This is a genomic window from Mesorhizobium amorphae, from assembly GCF_014843845.1.
Taxonomy (GTDB): Bacteria; Pseudomonadota; Alphaproteobacteria; order Rhizobiales; family Rhizobiaceae; genus Mesorhizobium; species Mesorhizobium amorphae_A.
The window spans coordinates 1-23302 of the sequence record NZ_JHQS01000007.1; the positions used below are offsets into that span (position 1 = coordinate 1).

26 protein-coding genes and 1 tRNA gene are annotated in these 23302 nt (G+C 63.7%); 14 read left to right on the forward strand and 13 right to left on the reverse strand.

Annotation, left to right across the window (positions count from 1 at the left end):
• Window positions 1-53 precede the first annotated feature (53 nt).
• Window positions 54-143: transfer RNA gene (locus tag DH08_RS02545), tRNA-Ser, on the reverse strand.
• Between the two features lie 365 nt (window positions 144-508).
• Here DH08_RS02545 and DH08_RS02550 point away from each other — a divergent pair.
• The 4 genes from DH08_RS02550 to DH08_RS02565 all read left to right on the forward strand — a co-directional run bounded on the left by DH08_RS02550 (window position 509) and on the right by DH08_RS02565 (window position 3452).
• A complete protein-coding gene (locus DH08_RS02550; RefSeq protein WP_192177748.1) occupies window positions 509-1210 on the forward strand; it encodes a DUF2569 family protein in 702 nt (233 codons plus the stop codon).
• Between the two features lie 120 nt (window positions 1211-1330).
• Window positions 1331-1651, forward strand: coding sequence for a hypothetical protein (locus DH08_RS02555; RefSeq protein ID WP_192177749.1), 321 nt, complete (start codon window positions 1331-1333; stop codon window positions 1649-1651).
• A gap of 243 nt (window positions 1652-1894) precedes the next feature.
• Window positions 1895-2884: a BMP family lipoprotein gene (locus DH08_RS02560; protein WP_192177750.1), complete on the forward strand. Its 990-nt coding sequence runs from the start codon at window positions 1895-1897 to the stop codon at window positions 2882-2884.
• 106 nt (window positions 2885-2990) lie between these two features.
• Window positions 2991-3452 carry a GNAT family N-acetyltransferase gene (locus tag DH08_RS02565; RefSeq protein WP_192177751.1) on the forward strand — a complete coding sequence of 154 codons (462 nt, stop codon included), beginning with the start codon at window positions 2991-2993 and terminating at the stop codon, window positions 3450-3452.
• Here the strand turns inward: DH08_RS02565 and DH08_RS02570 are convergent.
• The gene (locus DH08_RS02570; RefSeq protein WP_192177752.1) at window positions 3447-3854 is read right to left on the reverse strand and encodes a hypothetical protein; all 408 of its coding nucleotides are present in this window, start codon (window positions 3852-3854) and stop codon (window positions 3447-3449) included. The genes DH08_RS02565 and DH08_RS02570 overlap by 6 nt on opposite strands.
• Before the next feature lie 16 nt (window positions 3855-3870).
• Complete coding sequence (locus DH08_RS02575) at window positions 3871-4077, reverse strand: SlyX family protein (RefSeq protein WP_123151274.1); 207 nt, start codon at window positions 4075-4077, stop codon at window positions 3871-3873.
• 191 nt (window positions 4078-4268) lie between these two features.
• On the opposite strand from DH08_RS02575, the gene DH08_RS02580 reads away from it, so the two are divergent.
• From DH08_RS02580 to deoA, 6 genes are all read left to right on the forward strand, one after another.
• The gene (locus DH08_RS02580) at window positions 4269-5801 is read left to right on the forward strand and encodes an ABC transporter ATP-binding protein (RefSeq protein ID WP_192177753.1); all 1533 of its coding nucleotides are present in this window, start codon (window positions 4269-4271) and stop codon (window positions 5799-5801) included.
• A complete protein-coding gene (locus DH08_RS02585; protein WP_192177754.1) occupies window positions 5798-6937 on the forward strand; it encodes an ABC transporter permease in 1140 nt (379 codons plus the stop codon). The genes DH08_RS02580 and DH08_RS02585 overlap by 4 nt, the downstream gene beginning before the upstream one ends.
• 1 nt (window position 6938) lies before the next feature.
• Window positions 6939-7910 carry an ABC transporter permease gene (locus DH08_RS02590; protein WP_192177755.1) on the forward strand — a complete coding sequence of 324 codons (972 nt, stop codon included), beginning with the start codon at window positions 6939-6941 and terminating at the stop codon, window positions 7908-7910.
• A 75-nt stretch (window positions 7911-7985) separates the two neighbouring features.
• On the forward strand, window positions 7986-8378 hold the full coding sequence (cdd, locus tag DH08_RS02595) for a cytidine deaminase (protein ID WP_006203166.1): 393 nt from the start codon (window positions 7986-7988) through the stop codon (window positions 8376-8378).
• 47 nt (window positions 8379-8425) lie between these two features.
• Window positions 8426-9241 carry a purine-nucleoside phosphorylase gene (locus DH08_RS02600; RefSeq protein ID WP_192177756.1) on the forward strand — a complete coding sequence of 272 codons (816 nt, stop codon included), beginning with the start codon at window positions 8426-8428 and terminating at the stop codon, window positions 9239-9241.
• Window positions 9242-9246: 5 nt separating this feature from the next.
• The gene (gene deoA / locus DH08_RS02605; protein WP_192177757.1) at window positions 9247-10566 is read left to right on the forward strand and encodes a thymidine phosphorylase; all 1320 of its coding nucleotides are present in this window, start codon (window positions 9247-9249) and stop codon (window positions 10564-10566) included.
• A gap of 12 nt (window positions 10567-10578) precedes the next feature.
• Here deoA and DH08_RS02610 read toward each other — a convergent pair whose 3' ends face one another.
• The 3 genes from DH08_RS02610 to DH08_RS02620 all read right to left on the reverse strand — a co-directional run bounded on the left by DH08_RS02610 (window position 10579) and on the right by DH08_RS02620 (window position 12994).
• Window positions 10579-11142 carry a TIGR02281 family clan AA aspartic protease gene (locus tag DH08_RS02610; protein ID WP_192177758.1) on the reverse strand — a complete coding sequence of 188 codons (564 nt, stop codon included), beginning with the start codon at window positions 11140-11142 and terminating at the stop codon, window positions 10579-10581.
• 133 nt (window positions 11143-11275) lie between these two features.
• Complete coding sequence (gene upp / locus DH08_RS02615; RefSeq protein WP_006203161.1) at window positions 11276-11905, reverse strand: uracil phosphoribosyltransferase; 630 nt, start codon at window positions 11903-11905, stop codon at window positions 11276-11278.
• Between the two features lie 114 nt (window positions 11906-12019).
• Window positions 12020-12994 carry an adenosine deaminase gene (locus tag DH08_RS02620; protein ID WP_192177759.1) on the reverse strand — a complete coding sequence of 325 codons (975 nt, stop codon included), beginning with the start codon at window positions 12992-12994 and terminating at the stop codon, window positions 12020-12022.
• A gap of 135 nt (window positions 12995-13129) precedes the next feature.
• Between DH08_RS02620 and ubiE the strand changes: the two genes are divergently transcribed.
• The 4 genes from ubiE (at window position 13130) to coaBC (ending at window position 17487) form a co-directional block, all read left to right on the forward strand.
• A complete protein-coding gene (gene ubiE / locus DH08_RS02625; protein WP_192177760.1) occupies window positions 13130-13906 on the forward strand; it encodes a bifunctional demethylmenaquinone methyltransferase/2-methoxy-6-polyprenyl-1,4-benzoquinol methylase UbiE in 777 nt (258 codons plus the stop codon).
• Window positions 13907-13919: 13 nt separating this feature from the next.
• Entirely contained in the window at window positions 13920-15494 is a 1575-nt protein-coding gene (gene ubiB / locus DH08_RS02630) for a 2-polyprenylphenol 6-hydroxylase (protein WP_192177761.1), read from the forward strand.
• Between the two features lie 72 nt (window positions 15495-15566).
• Window positions 15567-15857 carry a hypothetical protein gene (locus DH08_RS02635; protein ID WP_192177762.1) on the forward strand — a complete coding sequence of 97 codons (291 nt, stop codon included), beginning with the start codon at window positions 15567-15569 and terminating at the stop codon, window positions 15855-15857.
• A 157-nt stretch (window positions 15858-16014) separates the two neighbouring features.
• Window positions 16015-17487: a bifunctional phosphopantothenoylcysteine decarboxylase/phosphopantothenate--cysteine ligase CoaBC gene (coaBC, locus tag DH08_RS02640; RefSeq protein WP_210328509.1), complete on the forward strand. Its 1473-nt coding sequence runs from the start codon at window positions 16015-16017 to the stop codon at window positions 17485-17487.
• An 8-nt stretch (window positions 17488-17495) separates the two neighbouring features.
• Here coaBC and DH08_RS02645 read toward each other — a convergent pair whose 3' ends face one another.
• From DH08_RS02645 to DH08_RS02675, 7 genes are all read right to left on the reverse strand, one after another.
• Window positions 17496-18932: an MFS transporter gene (locus tag DH08_RS02645; protein ID WP_192177763.1), complete on the reverse strand. Its 1437-nt coding sequence runs from the start codon at window positions 18930-18932 to the stop codon at window positions 17496-17498.
• A gap of 140 nt (window positions 18933-19072) precedes the next feature.
• Window positions 19073-19555, reverse strand: a complete 483-nt coding sequence (locus tag DH08_RS02650; protein ID WP_192177764.1) for a DUF992 domain-containing protein — start codon at window positions 19553-19555, stop codon at window positions 19073-19075.
• Between the two features lie 74 nt (window positions 19556-19629).
• Entirely contained in the window at window positions 19630-20103 is a 474-nt protein-coding gene (locus tag DH08_RS02655) for a DUF992 domain-containing protein (RefSeq protein ID WP_192177765.1), read from the reverse strand.
• Window positions 20104-20345: 242 nt separating this feature from the next.
• Entirely contained in the window at window positions 20346-21200 is an 855-nt protein-coding gene (locus DH08_RS02660; RefSeq protein ID WP_192177766.1) for a tetratricopeptide repeat protein, read from the reverse strand.
• A gap of 193 nt (window positions 21201-21393) precedes the next feature.
• Window positions 21394-21657 (reverse strand): 30S ribosomal protein S21, encoded by a 264-nt coding sequence (gene rpsU, locus DH08_RS02665; protein WP_008874389.1) that lies wholly within the window; start codon window positions 21655-21657, stop codon window positions 21394-21396.
• Window positions 21658-21836: 179 nt separating this feature from the next.
• Window positions 21837-22223: an SET domain-containing protein gene (locus DH08_RS02670; RefSeq protein WP_192177767.1), complete on the reverse strand. Its 387-nt coding sequence runs from the start codon at window positions 22221-22223 to the stop codon at window positions 21837-21839.
• Between the two features lie 112 nt (window positions 22224-22335).
• Window positions 22336-23106, reverse strand: a complete 771-nt coding sequence (locus DH08_RS02675) for an SDR family oxidoreductase (RefSeq protein ID WP_192177768.1) — start codon at window positions 23104-23106, stop codon at window positions 22336-22338.
• Window positions 23107-23302 lie beyond the last annotated feature (196 nt).

The following is a 23302-nucleotide window of genomic DNA, read 5'->3' on the forward strand; positions in this document are numbered from 1 at the left end:
GTCAAGAGTCACAACGAACTTTTTGAAAACAAACGGTTTTTAGCTGAGTGAGCTGGCGGAGAGAGCGGGATTCGAACCCGCGTTACGGTCTCCCGTAAACACACTTTCCAGGCGTGCGCCTTCAACCACTCGGCCACCTCTCCGTCCTTGCATGGCGCGCCGGCCGGTTTTGCCGCGCGGGTTGGGGACATGCATTCCCTTGGGGGCGGAACCTCCGCGTCGTGGGGTGCCGTCAACCGGCGAGCGACCCTTCCCCGCACCTGAAGCCGTCAAAGCAACAGGCGCGGGGCTCATCTAGTCGATCCCGCGGCGAATGCCAAGCCATAATGGCGCTTCGCCGGCTTTGCCGCGCACGGATCGTTAGCGATGCCGCCGGCGCGGTGCTTTTCGGCCATGCCGGCGGGCGAATGATGTGCACAGGCGGTGCGGCAGAGCCTGTTCGTTGCTTGACTTCGCCGGCCGTCCCCTGTCGAGTGGATGTAGGGCTTTGCGGGGGCATTGTCGGCATATGACATCGATCAACCAGGAGCCGGCCAGACGGCCGGACAGCGGCCTGTCCTATGTGCCGGTCGCGTGGCTTTGCATCACGATGGCGCTTTCGGCCTATGGCCTGGTCTCGTCATGGCGGGTGATCGGCGGCTACGACCTGCCGGACAGTGTCGCATACTTCGTTTACAGCGGTCTTGCCGGCGGTATCGTCACCATTCTGTGGGGTCTCTATCTGCTCGGCCTTGCCTTCAACCGCTCGGCGCGCTTTCCGCGTCATTTCATCATCTGGCAAGTCGTCACCATCGTCTGGCTGGCGGCGAGGCTGGCCTATGTGCTGCTCGCGCCGGATTTCGGCTTTTCAGCGCGAGGGCTTGTCTTCAGCCTGGGCGAAATCGCCATCGGCGTGCTCTGCATCTATCTCCTGCGCCGCGGCTCGGGCTCCGAGACGGTCTATGCCAGTCCGGAAAGCGAGAGCCCGTCGGTTCTGGTGTCGGTCGTTGCCGCCTTGCTCGGTATCCTCCTCGGCGCTGTGCTCGGCGCCGGCGTCGGATTTGCCGCCGGCTCGCTGATCGCCGAAATTACGGACATGAGCTGCTTCGAAGGCGCCTGCGGCTATTTCGCCGTGTTCATCGGCCTGGCCGGGCTGGTTGTCGGCGCTATCGCCGGCGGGCTGTTCGCCGTCTGGCGTGTCAACCGGCGAAGACGCAAGCCGGCGACTTAGAGCGCTTTCAAATTCGCGTGTCACGATTGCCGTCCGGTCAGGCGCGTTCTATCTCTCGGTTGGGAAGGGGAGATACCCGGGTCCGAGGGAGGGCCAGGGAAATCCTGGGGAGGAAGTCTGATGTTCCGTTTCATCTTTCGTCTCGCGGCGATGGTCGCGCTTTCGATTTCCGTCATCATGGCGGTGATCGACGCGACGCGCTCGGTGGCGGCCTCGGCGCTTGTCATGACGCCGCTCAACGCAAGCTGGCTGGCGGTTTCCCCCGACACCCGCGCGGCCTTCGAAAGCTATGTGCGCGAAAAGGCCAGCCCCCTGCTGTGGGACGGCGCCATCGCCTTTGTGCTCGGCCAGCCCGGCTTTGCCGTGTTCGCGGTGCTGGCCTTCCTGCTCTATGCCGTCGGCTACCGGCGGCAGCGGCGCAATGAATTCGCCGCGACCTGACGTTTGCGGACCACCAGCACGAACAACCTTACGGCGGCCTGGCGAATGGAATGGTGCGCGCCGCAACCCGCCCGCGGCATGCTTTTCCAAAAGGTCAAAATTCCGCGTGAATTTTGTTTCGGGCCGTGCCAGATTGGCCCGGAGCGGGAGGGGAGTACACTCCTGCCTGACGTCGCGTGCCTGCCGGAGAACCGGGCAGGACGCGGTGTACAACGGAAAAATAACCGACAGGGTGTGGATCACATGAAACGTATCGTTCTCGGCCTCCTGGCCGCAACCGTAATGGTTCTTCCGGCCTTCGCCGCCGATATCCAGCCAGCCATTCTCTATGATCTTGGCGGCAAGTTCGACAAATCCTTCAACGAGGCGTCCTACAACGGCGCTGAAAAATTCAAGACCGAGACCGGCATTGCCTATGTCGAATTCGAGGTCTCCAACGCCACCCAGCGCGAGCAGGCGTTGCGCCGCTTCGCCGAGGACGGCCGCAATCCGATCGTCATGGCTGGCTTCTCCTGGGCTGACGCGCTGGACAAGATCGCCACCGAATTCCCCGACACCAAGTTCGCCATCATCGACATGGTCGTCGACAAGCCCAATGTCCGCTCCGTCGTCTACAAGGAGCAGGAAGGCTCCTACCTGGTCGGCGTGATGGCGGCGATGGCCTCGAAGTCCAAGAAGGTGGGCTTCATCGGCGGCATGGACATTCCGCTGATCCGCAAGTTCGGCTGCGGCTATGTCGGCGGCGCCAAGTCGGCAGGGGCGACCGACGTCATCCAGAACATGACGGGTGACACGCCGGCCGCCTGGAACGATCCGGCCAAGGGCGGCGAGATCGCCAAGACGCAGATCGACCAGGGCGCGGACGTGATCTACGCTGCGGCCGGCGGCACCGGCGTCGGCGTGCTGCAGGCGGCTGCCGATTCCGGCAAGCTCGGCATCGGCGTCGATTCCAACCAGAACGGTCTGCAGCCCGGCAAGGTGCTGACCTCGATGGTCAAGCGCGTCGACGTCGCTGTCTACAACACCTTCATGGACGCCAAGAACGACAAGTTCACCGGCGGCATCAACGACCTCGGCCTCAAGGAAGGCGGCGTCGACTACGCCATGGACGACAACAACAAGGCGCTTGTCGATGACGCGATGAAGACGGCCGTCGAGAAGGCAAAGGCCGACATCATCGCCGGCACCGTCAAGGTGCACGACTACATGTCGGACAACGCCTGCCCGTATTGATCGGCCAATATCAGTTTGCAAACCGCCGGGCATCGTCCGGCGGTTTTGTTTTGACTGGAACTGGTCGACTGGGCAGCGTCCGCTAAGGTCGGAACCTGGAGAAACGATGCAGCCGACAATCGGCCTCATGGAAGCTCGCGATGTCGAGGCCGTTGCACGGATGCGCCTCGATGCCTTCTTCGAGGGAACGGGAAGGACTCTCGAGCAGGACATCGCCGACCTCAACAGGCTTTCGGCAGGAGACAGCTTCGAAGCCGCTTTCGTGGCTCGTGACGGTGATGTCGCGATCGGGACCTGTCTGCTGGTCCGCAACGAACTGGAATCGGCGCATGATTTGACGCCCTGGCTCGCCGGGCTTGTCGTCGATGCCGGATATCGCGGCCGCGGGATCGGCACGGCGCTGGTCGGTGCGGTCGAGGCGCGTGCCGCGTCGCTCGGCGTCGATGTGCTCTATCTCTACACCTGGGAAGCGCGCGATTTCTACGCCAGGCTTGGCTGGGCTGCGGTCGAGACGTTCGAACAGGACAGCGGGCCGATGCAGTTGATGTCGCGCAAGCTCCGCCTATAGCTGTCCGGCCAGATAGCCGAGCGCGAAGGCGGTGACCAGGGCAATGGCGATGACGGTTCCGCGGCGCCCGCCGGAGGAATGCAGCCCGACGCCGTAGGGTTGGCGCTCCAGCCTGTGGATCATGACGGGCGGCTTGGCTTCTTCCGCCTCGCCAAGGGCGGCCAGCCGCATCTGCGGCAGTTCGGCTATGCGCTGCGAGACCTGTTTCCAGCGATTATCGGACGCTCCGTTCACAGGTGCAGCGTCGTCGAAGACACGCATGCGCTCGGCGAGCCGCAGCACCGTGTCGCGGAAAGCAGGGTCGATCTCCAGATCGCGCTCGGCGCGCTGGCGGTCCCTGTCGTTCATCAGGCCAAGCACATAGTCGCCGGCACGAGCGATGCGGTCGCTTTCACTGGCCATGGCGCTTCTCCCTCCCTCACCAGTGCGGCGGCTTGGTCACCGGCACGTCGGGCGCCGCCTGCTCCTCCAGCGCCAGGAACCGGTCGGTCAGCGCGTCGAGCTTGCGCTGCATGCGCTCGATCACCTTCCACTGCTCGGCGATCTGGCCGGACAGTTCCTCGATCGTCTTTTCCTGCTCGGCGGCGCGGATTTCCAGCGTCGTCAGCCGGTCGGCAGGCATAATCATTCAAAACCCCGGTCCGTTGCGCGGCTCCCATACCGCATGTCCATATTAGCGAATGTGAAGGTCCCGGGCACGTTCGAAATTGACAAGCGCGCGGGGATTTGTCGAGAGTGGACGGCACTCCGGCCAATTGGCACGGGCGGGGTGTCATGCTAGGCGTTTTGACCAAGCGATAAAAATAAGAGTGGGACATGGCGCAAGCCGCAATCGAGCTGATCGGCATCAACAAGAGTTTTGGCGCCGTGCGCGCCAATCGCGACATCAATCTGGAAATCGTTCGCGGCACCATCCACGGCATCGTCGGCGAGAACGGCGCCGGCAAGTCGACGCTGATGTCGATCCTCTATGGTTTCTACCAGGCCGACAGCGGCGAGATCCGCGTCGGCGGCCAGCCGGCATCGATCAAGACGCCCAATGATGCGATCGCGCTGGGCATCGGCATGGTGCACCAGCACTTCATGCTGGTCGATAATTTCTCGGTGCTGGAAAATGTCATTCTCGGTGCTGAAAGCGACGCGCTGTTGAAGAAGAGCATCGCCAAGGCGCGTTCCGAGCTGGAGCGGCTCGAGCGCGAATACGGGCTCGAGGTCGATCCCGACGCGATCATCGAGGAATTGCCGGTCGGCCTGCAGCAGCGCGTCGAGATACTCAAGGCGCTCTATCGCGGCGCCGAGATCCTGATCCTAGACGAGCCGACGGGCGTGTTGACGCCGGCCGAGGCCGACCACCTGTTCCGCATCCTCAAGCAATTGAAGGAACAGGGAAAAACGGTGGTGCTGATCACCCACAAATTGCGCGAGATCATGGCCATCACCGACACGGTCTCAGTGATGCGCCAGGGTACAATGGTGGCAACCAGGGAAACCAAGAAGACGACGGTCGAGGAACTGGCCGAGCTGATGGTCGGGCGGCGTGTGCTGCTGAGGGTCGAGAAGGGCGAGGCGGAAGCCGGCGGCGTCAAGCTCGCGGTCAAGAATTTGACGGTGAAGGATACTCGCGGCGTCACCATGGTCGACGACGTTTCCTTCGACCTGCGCGCCGGCGAGATCGTCGGCATCGCCGGTGTCGCCGGCAACGGCCAGTCCGAACTGCTCGAGGCGATATCCGGCATTAGGCACGCCGTCTCCGGCTCGGTCATGCTCGACGGCAAGCCGATCGACCTTACCGGCAAGGCAGACCCGGGCGAATTGCGCGACCGCGGCCTCGCCCATGTGCCGGAGGACCGCCATCATGTCGGCCTGGTGCTGGCCTTCGAGGAGAACGAGAATTCGATTCTCGGCTATCACGACGACCCTCGCTACCTGAAGGGGCCGCTGCTCGACATCGACGCCATCCGCAACGATGCCAAGGACAAGATCACCAAATACGACATCCGCCCGGCGGACTGCCGGCTCAAGACCGCCAATTTCTCCGGCGGCAACCAGCAGAAGATCGTGCTGGCGCGGGAGATGGAACAGGATCCGGGCGTGCTGATCGTCGGCCAGCCGACGCGCGGCGTCGATGTCGGCGCCATCGAGTTCATCCACAAGCGACTGATCGCCATGCGCGACCAGGGCAAGGCAGTGCTGGTGGTGTCGGTCGAGCTCGACGAGATCCGATCGCTCTCCGACCGCATCCTGGTGATGTTTGCCGGCCGCATCGTCGGCGAGCGAGGCCCGGAGGCGAGCGAGGGCGAACTCGGCCTGCTGATGGCCGGTGTCGAGCAGCGGGAGGCCGCGGAATGAGCACGCCTTACGCCAAGCTGCCAGCCTGGGCCGATTATGGCCTGATCCCGGTGATCAATCTGTTCGTCGCCTTCGTCGTCGCCGGCTTCGTGGTGCTTTTGGTCGGAGAAAATCCGTTCCGCGCCGCGGTCATCCTGGTCGAAGGCGCCTTCGGCAGGGGCACGGGCATTGCGTTTACGCTTTTCTACGCCACCACCTTCATCTTCAGCGGGCTTTCGGTGGCGGTCGCGGCGCATTGCGGCCTGTTCAACATCGGTGGCGAGGGCCAAGGCTACATTGCGGGGCTCGGCATTGGTGTCGTCTGCCTGGCCTTCGACAGCGTGCTGCCGTGGTGGCTGACCTTTCCGCTGGCGATCATTGCATCCGCGGCGATGGGGGCGCTGTGGGCGCTGATCCCGGCCTATCTGCAGGCCAGGCGCGGCTCGCACATCGTCATCACCACCATCATGTTCAACTTCATCGCCGCCAGCGTCATGGTCTATGCACTCGTCGGCTTCCTGAAGCCGGCCATTTCGATGGCGCCGCAGACGCGCACCTTCCTCGACGGCGCGCAACTGCCGAAGCTCAACTGGGTCATCGAACTGTTCGGCGCCAAGATCCGCTCGGCCCCGCTCAACATCAGTTTCCTGCTGGCGCTGGTCATGGCCTATCTGGTCTGGCTGCTGATCTGGCGCACCAAGCTCGGCTACGAGATGCGCACCTACGGCCACAGCCCGAAGGCGGCACGCTATGCCGGCATTTCGGAAACCCGCATCGTCATCGTCGCCATGATGATCTCGGGCGCATTGGCCGGCATGATGGCGCTCAACCCGACGATGGGTGACCAGCACAATGTCGCGCTCGATTTCGTCTCCGGCGCCGGTTTCGTCGGCATCGCGGTGGCGCTGATGGGGCGCCTGCACCCGGTCGGCATCGTGCTGGCGGCGATCCTGTTCGGCATGCTCTACCAGGGCGGCGCCGAACTCGCCTTCGAGATGCCGGCGATTTCCCGCGACATGATCGTCATCATCCAGGGCCTGGTCATCCTGTTCGCCGGCGCGCTCGAGCACATGTTCCGGCCCTACATCCAGGCGCTGTTCGCTTCGATCAGCCCGAAAACGGTGGGCATCGAAGCGGTCAAGGGGAAGGGCGCCTGAGATGGATATCTTCATCGCCATCGTGCAGATACTCGACTCGACCATCCGCCTGTCGGTGCCGCTGCTGCTGGCCTGCCTTGCCGGCCTCTATTCGGAGCGGGCGGGTGTTTTCGACATCGGGCTGGAAGGCAAGATGCTGGTCGGCGCCTTCGCCGGTGCTGCGGCCGCCTCGGTCTTCCACTCTGCCTTTCTCGGCCTCGGCATGGCGATCCTGATCTCGGTTGCTTTCGCCCTCATCCACGGCTTTGCCTCGATCACCCATCGCGGCAACCAGATCGTCTCCGGCGTGGCGATCAACTTCATCGCCGCCGGTTCGACCATCATGCTCGGCCAGCACTGGTTCCAGCAGGGCGGGCGTACGCCGGCGCTGGCGCCGGGCGAACGCTTCGAGGCGATCACCTGGCCCGGCGTCGACGCGGTGCGGGGCGTGCCGATCATCGGGCCGATCTATTCGGAGCTGATCTCCGGCCACTCGATCCTGGTCTACATCGCCTTCCTGATGGTGCCGTTCACCTGGTGGGTGCTGTTCCGCACCCGCTTCGGGCTCAGGCTGCGCGCTGTCGGCGAAAACCCGGCGGCCGTCGACACGGCCGGCATCTCGGTCGCCTGGCTGCGCTACCGGGCGCTGATCTGCACCGGCATTCTGACCGGCGTCGCCGGCGCCTATCTGTCGATGGTGCAGAATGGCGGCTTCGTAAAGGACATGACCGCCGGCAAAGGCTATATCGCGCTGGCGGCGCTGATCTTCGCCAAATGGAAGCCGGTCAACGCCATGTTCGCCTGCCTCTTGTTCGGCTTCCTCGACGCACTGTCGATCCGCCTGCAAGGCACGCCGCTGCCTTTGATCGGCAAGGTGCCGGTGCAGTTCATGCAGGCGCTGCCCTATGTGCTGACCGTGATCCTGCTTGCCGGTTTCATCGGCAAGGCGATCCCGCCGCGCGCCGGCGGCGTGCCCTATGTCAAGGAACGCTGAGCGATCGCGACGCGGAAATCGGCATCTGCCAACGAATACCGGCTTTTGAACAAGATCGTGGGAGAGAACACCTGAATGTCGCATGATCTGTTCGAAGCGGCCAAAGCGGCGATGGCCAAGGCCTATGCACCCTATTCGAAATTCCCGGTGGGCGCGGCGCTGCGTACAGAGGATGGCCGGGTTTTTGCCGGCGCCAACATCGAGGTGGCGTCCTATCCCGAGGGCTGGTGCGCCGAGACCACGGCGCTCGGCCACTATATCATGGGCGGCGGCGGCAAGATCACCGAAATCGCGGTCATTGCCGAGCGGATGGCTAAATGCTCGCCCTGCGGCGGCTGCCGGCAGAGGCTGGCGGAATTCTGCCGGCCGGAGACGAAACTCTACCTTTGCGACAATGGCGGCGTGGTCGAGACCGTGACGATGGGCGAGATGCTGCCCTACGGCTTCAAGGGCGATATTTTGAAATGAAGAGTTGGCTGAAATGAAGAGTTGGTTGAAATGAAGAGCTGGCTGAAATGATTGAAAAAGCTCTGGATCATCTCGTCGAAAGGCTGGACGGGCTGGCACCGACAGTCGCGCTGGTGCTGGGTTCAGGTCTTGGCGGCCTCGTCGATCAGGTCGAGGACGCCCGGCGCATCTCCTATGCCGAGCTACCGGGCTTCCCGAGAAGCGGCGTCAGCGGCCATGCCGGCGAGGTGGTGGCAGGGCATTTTGCCGGTACGCCGGTGCTGATGCTGTCCGGCCGCGCCCATTATTACGAGCACGGCAACGCGGCTGCGATGCGTCCGGCGCTGGAGGTGCTGGCCGGCATCGGCATTTCGCAATTGATGCTCACCAACGCCGCCGGCTCGGTCGATCCGGAGATGGGGCCGGGCTCGGTGATGCTTATCACCGACCACATCAATTTCTCGGGCTCCAACCCACTGATCGGCGAACCCAGCGACCGCCGCTTCGTCGGCCTCACCGAAGCCTATGATGCGGGTCTGCGCAAGGCGATCGAGAAGGCGGCCAAGGCGACCGGCACCAGCCTGCACAAGGGCGTCTACATGTGGTTTTCCGGCCCTTGCTTCGAGACGCCGGCCGAAATCCGCATGGCGCGCATCATGGGCGCCAATGCCGTCGGCATGTCGACGGTGCCGGAAGTCATTCTCGCCCGCTTCCTCGGTTTGCGCGTCGCCGCCTGCTCGGTCATCACCAACCTCGCCGCCGGGATGACCGGGGCTGAGCTTTCGCATCAGGAAACCAAGGACATGGCGCCGCACGGCGGCGCGCGGCTGGCGACAATCCTCAAGCGCGTGTTCCAGGACGGGCTGCCGGAGAGTAAGGTCTAGGCCGGATGCTTCCCCAGGAAATCATTCGCCGCAAGCGCGACGGCCACAGATTGTCCGTGCCTGAGATCGCCAGCTTCGTCGACGGACTCACCGCCGGCAGCGTCACCGAAGGACAGGTCGGCGCTTTCGCCATGGCGGTGTTCTTCAACGGCATGAGCCGCGAGGAGGCGGTGGCGCTGACGATTGCCATGCGCGATTCCGGCGACGTGCTCGACTGGTCGGATCTGCCCGGTCCGGTCACCGACAAGCATTCGACGGGCGGCGTCGGCGACAATGTCTCGCTGATGCTGGCGCCGATCGTCGCGGCCTGCGGCGCCTATGTGCCGATGATCTCCGGTCGCGGCCTTGGTCATACCGGCGGCACGCTGGACAAGATGGATGCCATCCCCGGCTACATCAGCCAGCCGGATCTGGCGCTCTTCCGCAAGACCGTGCTCGAAACCGGCTGCGCCATTATCGGCCAGACCGGCGATCTGGCGCCCGCCGACCGCCGTTTCTATGCGATCCGCGACGTGACGGGGACGGTGGAATCGGTGCCGCTGATCACCTCCTCGATCCTGTCGAAGAAGCTTGCCGCGGGGCTCGGCTCGCTGGTGCTCGACGTCAAGGTCGGCAACGGCGCCTTCATGGAGAAGTCGCGCGATGCCACCGCACTGGCCAACAGCCTGGTCGAGGTCGCCAATGGTGCGGGCTTGAAGGCTTCGGCTTTGGTCACCGGCATGAACGAGCCGCTGGCGTCCGCCGCCGGCAACGCGGTCGAGGTGCGCAATGCCGTCGATTTTCTCACCGGCCGTTTTCGCGACAAGCGGCTGGAGGATGTGACGCTGGCGCTGGCCGCCGAAATGCTGCAATCGGCCGGGCTGGCTGCGTCCAATCAGGACGGCATCAGGCGCGCCGCCGAGACGCTTGCCGGCGGTCGCGCGGCCGCTGCCTTCCAGCGCATGGTGGCGGCACTCGGCGGTCCCGCCGATTTCGTCGACAGACCGGAAAAATATCTGGCCAAGGCACCGGTGGAACTGGCCGTGAAGGCGCCAGAAAACGGTTTTGTCACCGGCATTGCGACGCGCGACATCGGGCTTGCCGTCGTCGGCCTCGGTGGCGGGCGCACCCGGCCCGACGACAGGATCGACCATGCGGTCGGCATCACAAGGCTGTTGCCGGTCGGGGCTGAGGTGCCGGCCGGCGAGGCGCTGGCGGTGGTTCATGCCCGTTCAGAGTCGGATGCGGAAGCGGCTGCGGCCGCCGTGCTTGCGGCCTATACGATCGGCGCTTCGAAGCCGGCGGCTGAAAAGACCGTGATGCGGCGGATCCTGCCGCGCGGATAGGGTGTCGTTGTCCTACTGGACAAGCAGCAGCGCGCCGTTTTCGACCTCATATTTCTGCAGCTTCTGCAGAAAGCTCATGCCGATCAGGTTGGTGCGCAGCGCCTTGTCGTCGAGCACGACCGCCTGGATGTTATCGACCGAGATCTTGCCGATCTGCAGACGGTCAAGAGTGACCACCGCCGCCTTGATGGCGCCGTTGGCGGTGTTGACCTGATGGATGAAATCCGACGGATTGAGCGAGATGCCGATCCGGCGCGCCGTGGAGGTGTTGATGGCGACCAATGTGGCGCCGGTGTCGATCATGCCGTCGACCTGACGGCCGTTGAACTTGAAGGCCGAAGTGAAATGGCCGCGCGCGTCGGCGTTGACCACCACCTTGCGGCCAAGCGGCAGGGGGGCGACCTGCTTGTCCGGCACCGAGGCGAGATTGAGGTCCGGCTGCGTTTCGACTGCCGGCTTGGAGGCGACGGCCGATCTCAGCAGTCCGTCCAGCATCTCAGGGTTCGACTGATAGACGATCGGGATCGATGCCGAGGTTCCGGCAAAGACGCCAAGGAAGAGAAGCTTGCGCAGCATGAATGGACCTTCGTGAAGGCCGCATTTCTACGCCGACATGGTGCTTTCAGCTTTAACGCGCGCGGGAACCGCGCCTTTGCGTAAACGATTGGTAAACAACCCGGCAGCTGTCGGCGGAAGGCTCAAGTCGCCGTCACTTCGTTCCGTACATGCGGTCGCCGGCATCGCCGAGGCCGGGCATGATATAGCCCTTGTCGTTGAGCTGGCGATCGATGGAGGCGGTGAAGACCGGGACATCCGGATGCGCCTTGATGAAGCGCTCGATGCCTTCGGGGGCCGCCAGAAGGCACAGGAAGCGGATGTTGGTGGCGCCGCGGCCCTTCAGCTTGTCGATCGCCGCAATCGCCGAATTGGCGGTCGCCAGCATCGGGTCGACGACGATCACCAGCCGGTCGGCGAGATCGCTTGGCGCCTTGAAGAAATATTCCACCGCCTCAAGCGTTTCATGGTCGCGGTAAAGCCCGATATGGGCGACGCGCGCCGCCGGCACCAGGTCGAGCAGGCCTTCGAGCAGGCCGTTGCCGGCGCGCAGCACCGAGGCGAAGACCAGCTTCTTGCCCTCGAGCGTCGGCGCTTCCATGGTCTCGATCGGCGTCTCGATCTCGGTCGTCGTCAATTCGAGATTGCGGGTCACCTCGTAGCCCAGAAGCAGCGAGATCTCGCGCAGCAGCCGCCGGAAGCCGGCTGTCGAGGTCTCCTTCTTGCGCATGATGGTCAGCTTGTGTTGGACAAGCGGGTGGTCGACGACGGTGACGCCCTGCATGGTGCTCTCCTGGAATTCCGGCAATTCGAAAGACCCTAGCGGCAATGCGGCGGGCAAGGAACCGCTTGGCCGCCACCGATCACAGTTTTTGGCGGAAATTTGCCGGTGAAAAGATCAGCGCGAAGCGCCGTTGAGCCGGGCGAGAAGCGCCGTCTTCGTCTTCCTATCGACGAATGCCGCCTCGATTGCCGTCTTGGTGACAGCCGTGAGCGCCTTGTCGTTCATGGCGAAATGCTCGGCGGCGATGTCGTATTCGCGCTTCAGCGAGGTCCAGAAATAGGGCGGGTCGTCGGAGTTGAGCGTCACCTTGCAGCCTGCCGCCTTGAGCGCCGGAAAGGGATGGTCAGCGAAACTGTCGAAGACTTTCAGCGCGATATTCGAGCCCGGGCAGCATTCGAGCACCACGCCCTCGTCGGCGATGCGGCGGACAAGGTCGGGATTCTCGATGGCGCGCACGCCGTGGCCGATGCGGGAGGGGCGGATGTGGTCGAGCGCTGCCTTGACGCTCTCCCAGCCCATCAGTTCGCCGGCATGGATGGTGATGCCGAGCCCTGCCTCGCGGGCGATCTCGAAGGCGCGGACATAGTCCTCGAAATCTCCCATGCGCTCGTCGCCGGCGACGCCGAAGCCGGTCACCAGCGGATGCCCGCAGCGGGCGGCAAAGCGTGCCGCCTGCTCGATCGATTCGACGCCGACATGGCGCACGCCGGTGACGATCATGCGGCCCTCGATGCCGGTCTTGGCCTTGGCGCGGGCCATGCCTTCGCCGAGCGCGTCCGTATATGCCTTGGCCGACAGGCCGGCCTTTTTGGCGTGATCCGGTGAAGTGAAGACCTCGGAATAGATGGCGCCGTCGCGGGCAAGGCTGGTCAGGTAGTGGTCGGCGAGGCGCGCATAGTCCTCTTCGGTGCGGAACAGGTCGGACGAGAAATCGTAGGCGGCCAGAAAGGAAGTGAAATCGTGCCAGACGAAGGAGCCGTTCTGGATATAGGGCGACGTGTCCTTGCCGTATTTGCGCGCCTGGCTGACGACGAGTTCGGGCGCCGCTGCCCCTTCTATGTGGCAGTGCAGTTCCGCTTTCAAAGGCATTCAATCATCCCGTCACGTCGGTCCAGGTCGCATAGGCCCACCACCTGGAAGCGCGGCCGAACACCGCGCCTTAAACAATAGCGCCCGCACAATCGATCGGCTATGGTCCCGCCGGTTTTATGACGGATCAAAATAATGTCAGTTGAGAGAACCACGGCCGCGGGCGGCATGGAAACCTCCTATGGTTTCAAGCGGGTAGGGGCAGACGACAAGCAGTCGCTGGTCAACGACGTTTTCCACAAGGTGGCGAACCGCTACGACCTGATGAACGACCTGATGTCGGCCGGGCTGCACCGGCTGTGGAAGGAAGCCATGGTGACATGGCTCAATCCGCCGAAACGGCCTGGCTGGCAGGTGCTCGATGTTGCCGGCGGCACCGGCGACATCGCCTTCCGCATCGTCGAGGCGAGCCACGGCAACGCGCACGCGACGGTGCTCGACATCAACGGCTCTATGCTCGCCGTCGGCCGCGACCGGGCCGAGAAGAAAGGCCTGTCCGACAACACCGATTTCGTCGAAGCCAATGCCGAGGAACTGCCTTTCGCTGATAGTACATTCGACGCCTATACGATCGCCTTCGGCATCCGCAACGTGCCGCGCATCGACGTGGCGCTGACGGAGGCCTATCGCGTGCTGAAGCCCGGCGGGCGCTTGCTGTGCCTGGAATTTTCCGAAGTCGAAATGCCGCTGCTCGACAAGGTCTACGAGGCCTGGTCGTTCAACGCCATCCCGAAGATCGGCCAGGCGGTCACCGGCGACGGCGAGCCCTATTCCTATCTGGTGGAGTCGATCCGCAAATTCCCCAATCAGGTGAATTTTGCTGCCATGATCACCCGCGCGGGCTTCGACCGCGTCACGTTCCGCAACTATTCCGGCGGCATTGCCGCGCTGCATTCGGGCTGGAAGCTTTGAGGCGAGTGCAGCGATGAGCACAGTCGGCGCCGCTTTCAGGCTCGCACGGGCCGGCTGGGTGCTGGTCCGCGAGGGCGTCATCGCCGCCTTGCCGGGCGAGGAGCTTTCCGGCCTGCCGAAATTCGGCTGGCGCATGGCCAGGCTGTTCACCCGCCGCCGCGCGCTTGCCTACAAGCGCGGCGACCGGCTGGCCAAGGCGGTGGTGCGGCTGGGGCCGTCCTACGTCAAGCTTGGCCAGTTCCTGGCGACGCGGCCGGATGTCGTCGGCAACGACATGGCGCTCGATCTCGCCCTGCTGCAGGACAAGATGCATACGTTCCCGCAGGCCGAGGCGATCGCCGCCATCGAAGCCTCGCTGGGGCGCAAGATCGGCGAGCTCTACGCCAGCTTCGACGGTGCCGTTGCTGCCGCGTCGATCGCCCAGGTGCACAGCGCCGAGACCATCCATGACGGCGTTGCCTCCATTGTGGCGGTGAAGGTGATCCGGCCGGGTGTGCGCCGCCGCTTCTTCCACGACCTCGAAAGCTATTTCCTCGCCGCGCGCCTGCAGGAAAAGTACATCCCGTCGTCGCGCCGGCTGCGGCCGGTCGAGGTGACCGAGACGCTGGCGCAGACCACCAAGATCGAGATGGATCTGAGGTTAGAGGCGGCAGCACTTTCGGAGCTTGGTGAGAACACCAAGGACGATCCGGGCTTCCGCGTGCCGTCGGTCGACTGGGAGCGGACCGGCCGCGATGTGCTGACCATGGAATGGGTCGACGGCGTCAAGATGAACGACATTGCCGGTCTCGCCGAGGCGGGTCACGATCTCAAGGCGATCGCCGCCAACCTGATCCAGTCGTTCCTGCGCCATACGCTGCGCGACGGCTTCTTCCATGCCGACATGCATCCGGGAAACCTGTTCGTCGAGGCCGACAGCACCATCGTTGCCGTCGATCTCGGCATTGCCGGCCGGCTCGGCAAGAAGGAGCGCCGCTTCCTTGCCGAAATCCTCTACGGCTTCATCACCCGCGACTATCTGCGCGTCGCCGAGGTGCATTTCGAGGCCGGCTATGTGCCGCGCCAGCACAATGTCTCGGCCTTCGCGCAGGCGATCCGCGCCATCGGCGAGCCGATCCATGGCCAGCCGGCCGAGACCATCTCGATGGCCAAGCTGCTGACGCTGCTGTTCGAAGTGACCGAACTGTTCGACATGGCGACGCGGCCGGAACTGATTCTGTTGCAGAAGACCATGGTGGTGGTCGAAGGCGTCGCCCGCACGCTCGACCCGGCCTTCAATATGTGGAAGACGGCCGAGCCGGTGGTCGGCGACTGGATCGCCGGCAATCTCGGCCCGCGCGGCCTGCTGGTCGATGCGCGCGACGGTGCCAGGGCGATGCTGGCGCTGGCCCGCCAGGCGCCGGACCTTGCCGTTCGCACCGAGCGGCTGTCGCGCGAGATCGACCTGATGGCCGAGCACGGCCTGCGCTTCGACGAAACGACGGCGCGCGCCATCGGCAAGGCAGAGGCGCGCTACACCCGCTCGGGCCGGCTGGCACTGTGGGTCATCGCGCTGACGTTGCTCTATATTTCGTGGCGGATTTTCTAGAGCCTATCCATACCTATGGTCGAGGTAGGGCTCAAGGCACTGTGGCCACAGGTTAAACGATAGGCTCTATTGATGGGTAAGCATTTTTTGGAACAGGAAATTGATTCTTTACTGGATATATATCTCGAAAAATATCAAGATGCTTTACAGAGGATGCGATTTGTTATGAAGCATCCATTTGGAGACAACAAAGAGTTGATTTCTGGAAATTTACGGGAGATTGGTGAAGTTTCCAAATTGCTTGAATTCTTCAACAATTATGCAGAAACAGAACCCAACGCATTTCACCACTTGGCGCGGGATGTTTTCCGGTATGTGGCCGATGGCCTAGGCCTTATTGGGTCACGAAGAATCGATGGCTAAGGGAGATACGATTAAAAATCGCTCACCCTTCTCGACGCGCGTTTCTGGCGCAAGGATCATTCTGCTCGCACCGAATTGGAGTGATTATCGGCGTCTTGTCAGAGATTGATTGCATTGCTATCATTGCTTCCAGAGAAGTCGAGCAAAGTGCAATCATATGGCCAGCATCACCATTCGCAACCTCGATGACGAGGTCAAGGATCTGCTGCGGAAACTGGCGGCGGAGAACGACCGCTCGATGGAGGAGCAGGCACGGGTTATGATCCGCGCCGCGGTCGAAGGCCAGCTTGGTCCTTCCGGCCGCATCGACCAGATCGAACAGACGCTGCGCGAACTGGCGAGCGCACGCAGCGTGGCGGCGCCGGTCGCTGCCGCGGCGAGCAAGGTCCTGCCGCGCGGCGGCCTCTCCGGCAAGCGCATCCTGCTCATCGTCGGCGGTGGTATCGCCGCCTACAAGGCGCTCGACCTGATCCGCCGGCTGCGTGAGCGAGGGGCCGCGGTGCGCGTGGTGATGACATCAGCGGCGCAGGAGTTCGTCACCACGCTGTCGGTCGGCGCGCTCTCGGCCGACCATGTCTTCACCGATTTGTTCGACCGCAAAGACGAGCACGATGTCGGTCATATCCGCCTGTCGCGCGAGGCCGACCTGCTGGTCGTGGCTCCGGCCACCGCCGACTTGATGGCGAAGCTCGCCAATGGCCATGCGAATGATCTCGCCTCGACCGTTCTTCTCGCCACCGACAAGCCTGTGTTGATGGCGCCCGCGATGAACCCAAAAATGTGGTCGCATCCGGCGACGCGCCGCAATCGCGCGACGCTGGGCAAGGACGGCATTGCCTTCGTCGGGCCGGCGAAAGGCGAGATGGCCGAGAGCAACGAAGCCGGCCAGGGCCGCATGGCCGAGCCGCTGGAGATCGTTGCCGCCATCGAGGCGCTGCTCGACACCAGGCCGAAGCCGCTTGCCGGCCGCAGGATCATCGTCACCTCCGGGCCGACGCATGAGCCGATCGATCCGGTGCGCTACATCGCCAACCGCTCGTCCGGCAAGCAAGGCCACGCCATCGCGGCCGCGTTGGCAAGGCTCGGCGCTGACGTGCGCCTGGTCTCCGGGCCGGTCAATATCGCCGATCCGGCCGGGGTCACGACGGTGCATGTCGAGACCGCGGCAGAGATGAAGGAGGCGGTCGAGCAACTTTTGCCGGCCGACGCTGGAGTGTTCGTTGCCGCGGTCGCCGATTGGCGCACCGCCAGTGCCGCCGGCGAGAAGATCAAGAAGGTGGCGGGTGAGGGACCGCCGGCCCTGCAGATGATCGAAAATCCTGACATCCTTGCCGGCGTCGGCCATCACAAACAGCGGCCGGGGCTTGTCGTCGGCTTCGCGGCCGAGACGCAGGATCTCGTCAGCAACGCCGAGGCCAAGCTCCGGAAGAAGGGCGCCGATTTCATCGTCGCCAACGACGTCTCGCATGAAAGCGGCGTTGGCCCTTCGGGAGTGATGGGTGGCGACCGCAACAAGGTACGGATCGTCTCCAAAACCGGCGTCGAGGAATGGCCTGAGATGGATAAGGACGAGGTGGCGGCACGGCTCGCCGCCTTGATCGCCGAACGCCTCAAAACCATTGTGGTCTGAGGTCTCGATCAGCCGGCAGTCTTCTCCAGAGGCGTCTCCGGTACCGCAATCCTCAAGGCCGCCACGCATCCGACAATGCCGAGCGGTACGAAGGCGAGGAACAGCCAGCTGGCGACACTGGCCGCTGCCTCACGGTTCAACCCTTCCGAAAAGCCGCTGGCATTGGCGATGATGCCGGCCACGGCAGCGCCCACCGCATAGCCGATGCGCTGCATGGTTGGCACCGCGGCCGACGCGATGGTCTGCTCGTCGTCCCGGGCCGAGGCGACGATGACGCGGGTCAGGAACGGCCAGGCGACACCGAAGCCGCCGCCTTGCAGCAGGGCGCACAGCAGGATCAACGGAATGGAACCCGCCGGGATCGTATAGGCGAAGCCGGCAATGCCGCAGGCGATCATCAGCGCGCCGACGACGATGATCGGCCGTTCGCGTTCCTGCGGTGCGTTGGCGACGAGGATCGACAGGATAGACCAGGAGATCGACTCGGCGGCGATGATATAGCCTGTGGTCAGGATCGGTATGTCGTGCAGGCTGGTCAGGAGCAGCGGTCCGTAGACGCCAAAGGAGATGGTGGCCACCGAAAAGGCGGCGACCATGGTCATGCCGCTGCCGACCGGCGAGCGCCATGAGAACAGCCTGGCCGGGAACAGCCGCGATTGCGGCTTCAGCCCGTCGACGCGGAAGAACAGCGCGAGGCCGATCAGGCCGAAGCCAAGCAGCAGGGACGAGCGCAGCAGGGCAATGTCGACGCCCGCCATGGCGATCAGCACGACGCTGACGGCGAGGCAACCGAGCGCGACATAGGGGAAGGGCGGCGCCGTGCCGCCGGTTGCCTGCAGCCGGGTAGCCTCCGGCGTGTTGAGTACGATGAGGCTCGCGAGCGCGAGCGCGATCCCGCCCAGGGTGAAGATGCCGACGGCCCAGCGCCAGGACAAAAGCTCGGTCATGATCGCGCCGATCATCGGCCCGCTGAAGGCGGCGATACCCCAGATCGCCGACAGGATGCCAAAAAGCTGCGGCCAGATGTTGCGTGGGAACAACCGCTCGACCGACACGAAGGCCAGCGACACGAGCGCGCCGCCGCCCAATCCTTCGATCAGCCGCCCGGCGAGAAACTGGGGCATGGATGGGGCGATGGCGCTGACCAGGGCGCCCGTCGCGTAGAGCAAGGCGGCGATCACCATGTTGGTGCGCAGCGGGACATAGCTGACGAGCCGGCCGGCGGCGGCTCCGGCGACGATGGCGCCAAGCTCGTAGATCGCCAGCGACCAGCCGACCAGTTGCACGCCGTCCAGTTCGCCGACCATGGCCGGCATCACCGTCGCCACCATCGTCTCGTTGGTGGCGTAGAGCAGGATGCCGAGGTTGATGAAGCAGAAACGCGCCAGATCGCCGCTCGCCCACAGCGCCTGCCAATCGACCCTGTTGCTGGTTTCACTGCTCACATCATTCTCCCGACTTGCCGGCCATTGAAAGGGTCGCAGCATGCGTCGAAAACGATGCGCCGCCCGTCGGGAAGCGCTTGTAGAACCTCAACCGTGGTTGAGCTCAAGCAGTTTTTGAGACGCTGCCAAGCTGCGGACGGTCAGTTCGCGGAACTGCGCAGCTGGAACTGGCTGACGCCGATGGCGATGTTGATGCCGGTCTGTGTCTGCAGACTGAGTGGCTGCAGCGTGAAGGCCTGCGAGGAGCCGCCGACGAGGAGATTGGCGCCTGCGCCGACCGTCGCTGTCACTTCGGCGCTGGCGCCGATGTAATCGCCGGCCAGCGCGCCGGGCGCATAGATGTTCTTCAGCGGCGTCAGCACCAGCCACTGCATCACGCTCTGCTTGGTGGTGCCGATGTCCAGCCCGTATTTGTTGACGGCGCCGAAATAGGCTTCCGGCGCGAAGGTCTTGTCGGCGGGGGTGAAGGTGCAGCTCAGATCCTTGCTCGAGCCGAAAATGAAGCCGGTGCCGCCGCCAATGGCGCATTCCAGTGTGCCGAGTTCGATGCCTTGATCCCGGGCGTGAGCCTGTCCTGTAAGCGCGGCCGCGATCACGGCGACGGCGATGATGGTTTTGTGCAAGGCGATCCCCCAAAAAGCATGCGGCGCGGAAACAGTATCCTGTTGCGCGCCGCGCGTAGAGGGATCAAATGCGCTTATTTGAACGAGTGGATCAGCTGGAGCGAGGCCACGGCTACCGCCAGATTGACGCCGGTCTGCGCCTGGACGCTGAGCGGCTCCAGCATGAAGGCGCCGTCCAGCCCGCCGACCAGGAGATTGGCACCGCCGCCTGTCACGACGCTGGCCTCGGCATTGACGCCGTAATAGCTGCCGGCGAGGTCGCCCTCGTCATGGCTGCGGGTGGCTGCCAGAACCGCCCATGCCAACTGGCCCTGATGCGTCTGGCCGATATCGACGCCGAGCTTCGAGATCATCCCGGTGTACTGCTCGGACGGCCCGCGATTATAGGGACGGAAGGTGCAGGACACGCCCTTGTTTGACGTGATGACATAGCCGACGCCGCCGTCGATGGTGCAATCGAGCGTGCCGAGCCGGAGCGCGCCGGCGCTGACGGGAGAGGCGAGGACCGTGGTGGCCAGCGCTGAGGCACAAACAAGTATCTTGATCATCGGGATGGTCCTTTCGCAAACTTCGCAAGCCTCGATTAACGATCGAGGTACGCGGAGCGTTCCGCCGAAAACTTGGCGCGAACATGGCAAGAGTTAATGTGCCGTTATCGGGGCGACGCCGACGCGTGGCGAAACGCTGCCTTGAGCCCGTACGAGCTCAAGGTCGGACTGAACGGCTACCATCTTTTTGTTTTGACGCAATTCCGTGCGGAAAACCGCTGCACACTTTTCCTGGAATTGCTCTAGCTGGCGGTGGCGCTTGAGGTGCGGGACAGCCCGTCCTTGGCCGGCTGGTAGGTCGGATCGAGATGGACCGCCTCGCGGTAGGACTTGGCGGCTCTCACCTTGTCGCCGCGCCGCTCGTAGATCAGCGCCTGGTTGGCCCAGGCCTCGGCGTTCTTGCCGTCGAGCTTGATGGCCATGTTGAAGTCGGAGAACGCGTTGTCCTCGTCGTTCATGGCGAGATAGGAAAGGCCGCGGCCGTTATAGGGCTCGGCGGCGTCCGGGGCCAGCGAGATGGCGGTCGAGAAGTCCTCGATGGCGAATTTGTGCTGGCCCTGGCTCTGATAGATCAGGCCGCGATTGTGATAGGCGCGCGCATCGGTCGTGTCGAGCTGGATTGCCTTCTGGAAATCGTTGAAGGCCTCGGTGGTGCGACCCGCCTTGCGATAGAGGTTGCCGCGGCCGATATAGGCGGCGTCATAGTTCGAATTGATCTGGATCGAACGGTTGTAGTCGGCGAGCGCGGCTTCCTGGTTGCCGAGGAAGCGCTGGATCAAGGCGCGGTTCGAATAGGCCTGGTAGAAATTCGGATTGAGCTGGATGGCGGTGTCGAAATCCTTCAGCGCCGCCTGATACTGGCCGCCACGGCCATAGGCCGAGCCGCGCACATTGTAGGCTTCCGGATCCTGGGGATTGCGCTGGATCACGGCCGAGAGCGAGGAGATGTTCTCGGTCGAGCCTTGCGCCTTGTCGATGTTGTTGAATTCGCCGGTCGGGGCCGTCTGGCAGCCGGCAAGCGCCAAGCCGGAAAGCAGGGCTGCCGTCAGGGCGAAGCCGCGCAAGGCGGTTCTGCGCTCCACGGAAATTGCGTTCATGTCTGCTCTGTCCTCACTGCCCGCCGCGCCGTCAGGTCCGTTCCCTCTCCGAACCGGGTCGAAAATTGTCGCAAGTGCTAGAGCGAACCTTGTGCGTCCAGGTGGACGCACGTCGCTCTAAATAAAAAGGTGGCGGCGATTCCGCATCGCGCCACCTTGGATATCCTTCGAAAAGGACGAAAAATTGGCGGTATCAGCGCGGCGGACGCGCTGCACCGGCAGCACCGGCTGCAACCGGGCGCGGCGTCATCGGCAGCAGGCCTTCGCGCTGGGCGCGCTTGCGGGCCAGCTTGCGGGCGCGGCGCACGGCCTCGGCCTTTTCACGGGCGCGCTTCTCGGAAGGCTTCTCGTAATGTCCGCGCATCTTCATTTCGCGGAAAATGCCTTCGCGCTGCATCTTTTTCTTCAGCGCGCGAAGCGCCTGATCAACATTGTTGTCGCGGACGAGTACCTGCACGGGCAATCCTGTCTTTCGGGTTTGATATCAACAGGCAAGCGGCCATAGCCACGAGCCTCCGCGGCGAGTTACACCACGAATTGTGGCGGCTGATAGCAGAATCAGGCCGCGCTGTCCACAGCCGAAATGAGGCTGAGCGGCCAAACCGCGGCCGGTCGCCGTCGGATTGGGTTTTCAACCTAGGCAGTGGCCAGATGGAGCTGCTCGAAACCTTCGAAAAACTCGCCGTAGTCGCAGGTTATCTCCTCGCCGGCGGCGATGTCGCGGGTCGCGGTCGCGCCGCCATAGCGCGAGAAATCCGTGTTGGGCCTTTCGGCGTGGTTCATGAAACGGCCGTTGTCGACTTCATAGACCATGAAGCCCGGACGGTCGGGGCTTGGATAGGCATAGCGGTCGAGCAATTCCTTGAGGTGCGCGGGTGCCGCCTCGTATTTCTCCACCGGGATCAGCCGGTCGAAATCCGGATCGAGGCGCCAGATCGAGGCGCCCTTGCGGATCGGCTCGGCGGCGAACACGCCGACGCCTTCGATTGCGCTCTGGGCGACATAGGTTCTGATCAGCAGCATGGGTCCCTGCCTGTTTTCGACAGGGAAACGGAATCGCCAAATCGCGCTGAAAAAGCAAGACCGGGGACCTGCGTTGCGGCGACGAACATGCCTGTTCGCCGCGAAAACCCCTTCACGTCCGGTTGATCGAGACGCCGCCATCGGCAAGCAGCGCGGTTCCGGTGGTGAAGCTCGACGCGTCCGAGGCCAGATAGAGCGCCGAGCTGGCGATCTCCTCGGGCTGCGCCATTCGCTTCAGGGCATGCAGGCCCTCGACGAAAGCCAGCACCTCGGGGCCGGCATCCGGCGCGTTGGTGATGCTTGCAGGCGTGTCCGTGCCGCCCGGTATCAGCGCGTTGACCCGCACGTCCTTCGGGCCGTATTCGGCGGCGAGGACCTGCGTCAATCCGATCAGCCCGGCTTTGCTGGCGGCATAGCTCGTCATGCCGGGCATGCCGACTGTGTGGCCAACGAAGGTGCTGGTGAAAATCAGCGATCCGCCGCCACGTTCGACCATTGCCGGCACCTGATATTTCGCCCCAAGGAAAGCGCTGGTCAGATTGGTGTCGAGCGTCTCTCTCCATCCCTTGAGCGACAATTCCGAGATCGGACCCATCTTGCCGACCGAACCGACATTGTTGAAGGCGATATCGAGCCCGCCGAACCTGCCGACCGCCAGCTCGACAAGGGCCTTTGCATAGGCTTCTTCGGTGACGTCGCCGGCAAGGGCGATCGCCGTACCATCGGCGTCCTCGATTTCGGCGACGAGGTCGTCAAGTTCCGCCTGGCGGCGGGCAGCGACGATGATCTTGGCGCCTTCCTCGGCAAAGAGTTTGGCGGTGGCGCGGCCGATGCCGGAACTGGCGCCGGTGACGATGGCGACCTTGTTGGCGAGTGCGAACATTTTCTTGCATCCTTCTGCATGGCGCCGGTCTTGCCGGCAATTGGGATGCTTGATCGCAGGTCGAGGCGATGCGAGCCACCCGATACCCGCGAAGGCATCCATATGGGTCTTTTTCGTCACGGCGCAAAACGGCAAGTGCCGTCGCAAACAGCGCAAGGGTGGCAACGCCTTTTCGCTAGTGATACACCTCGCTCGT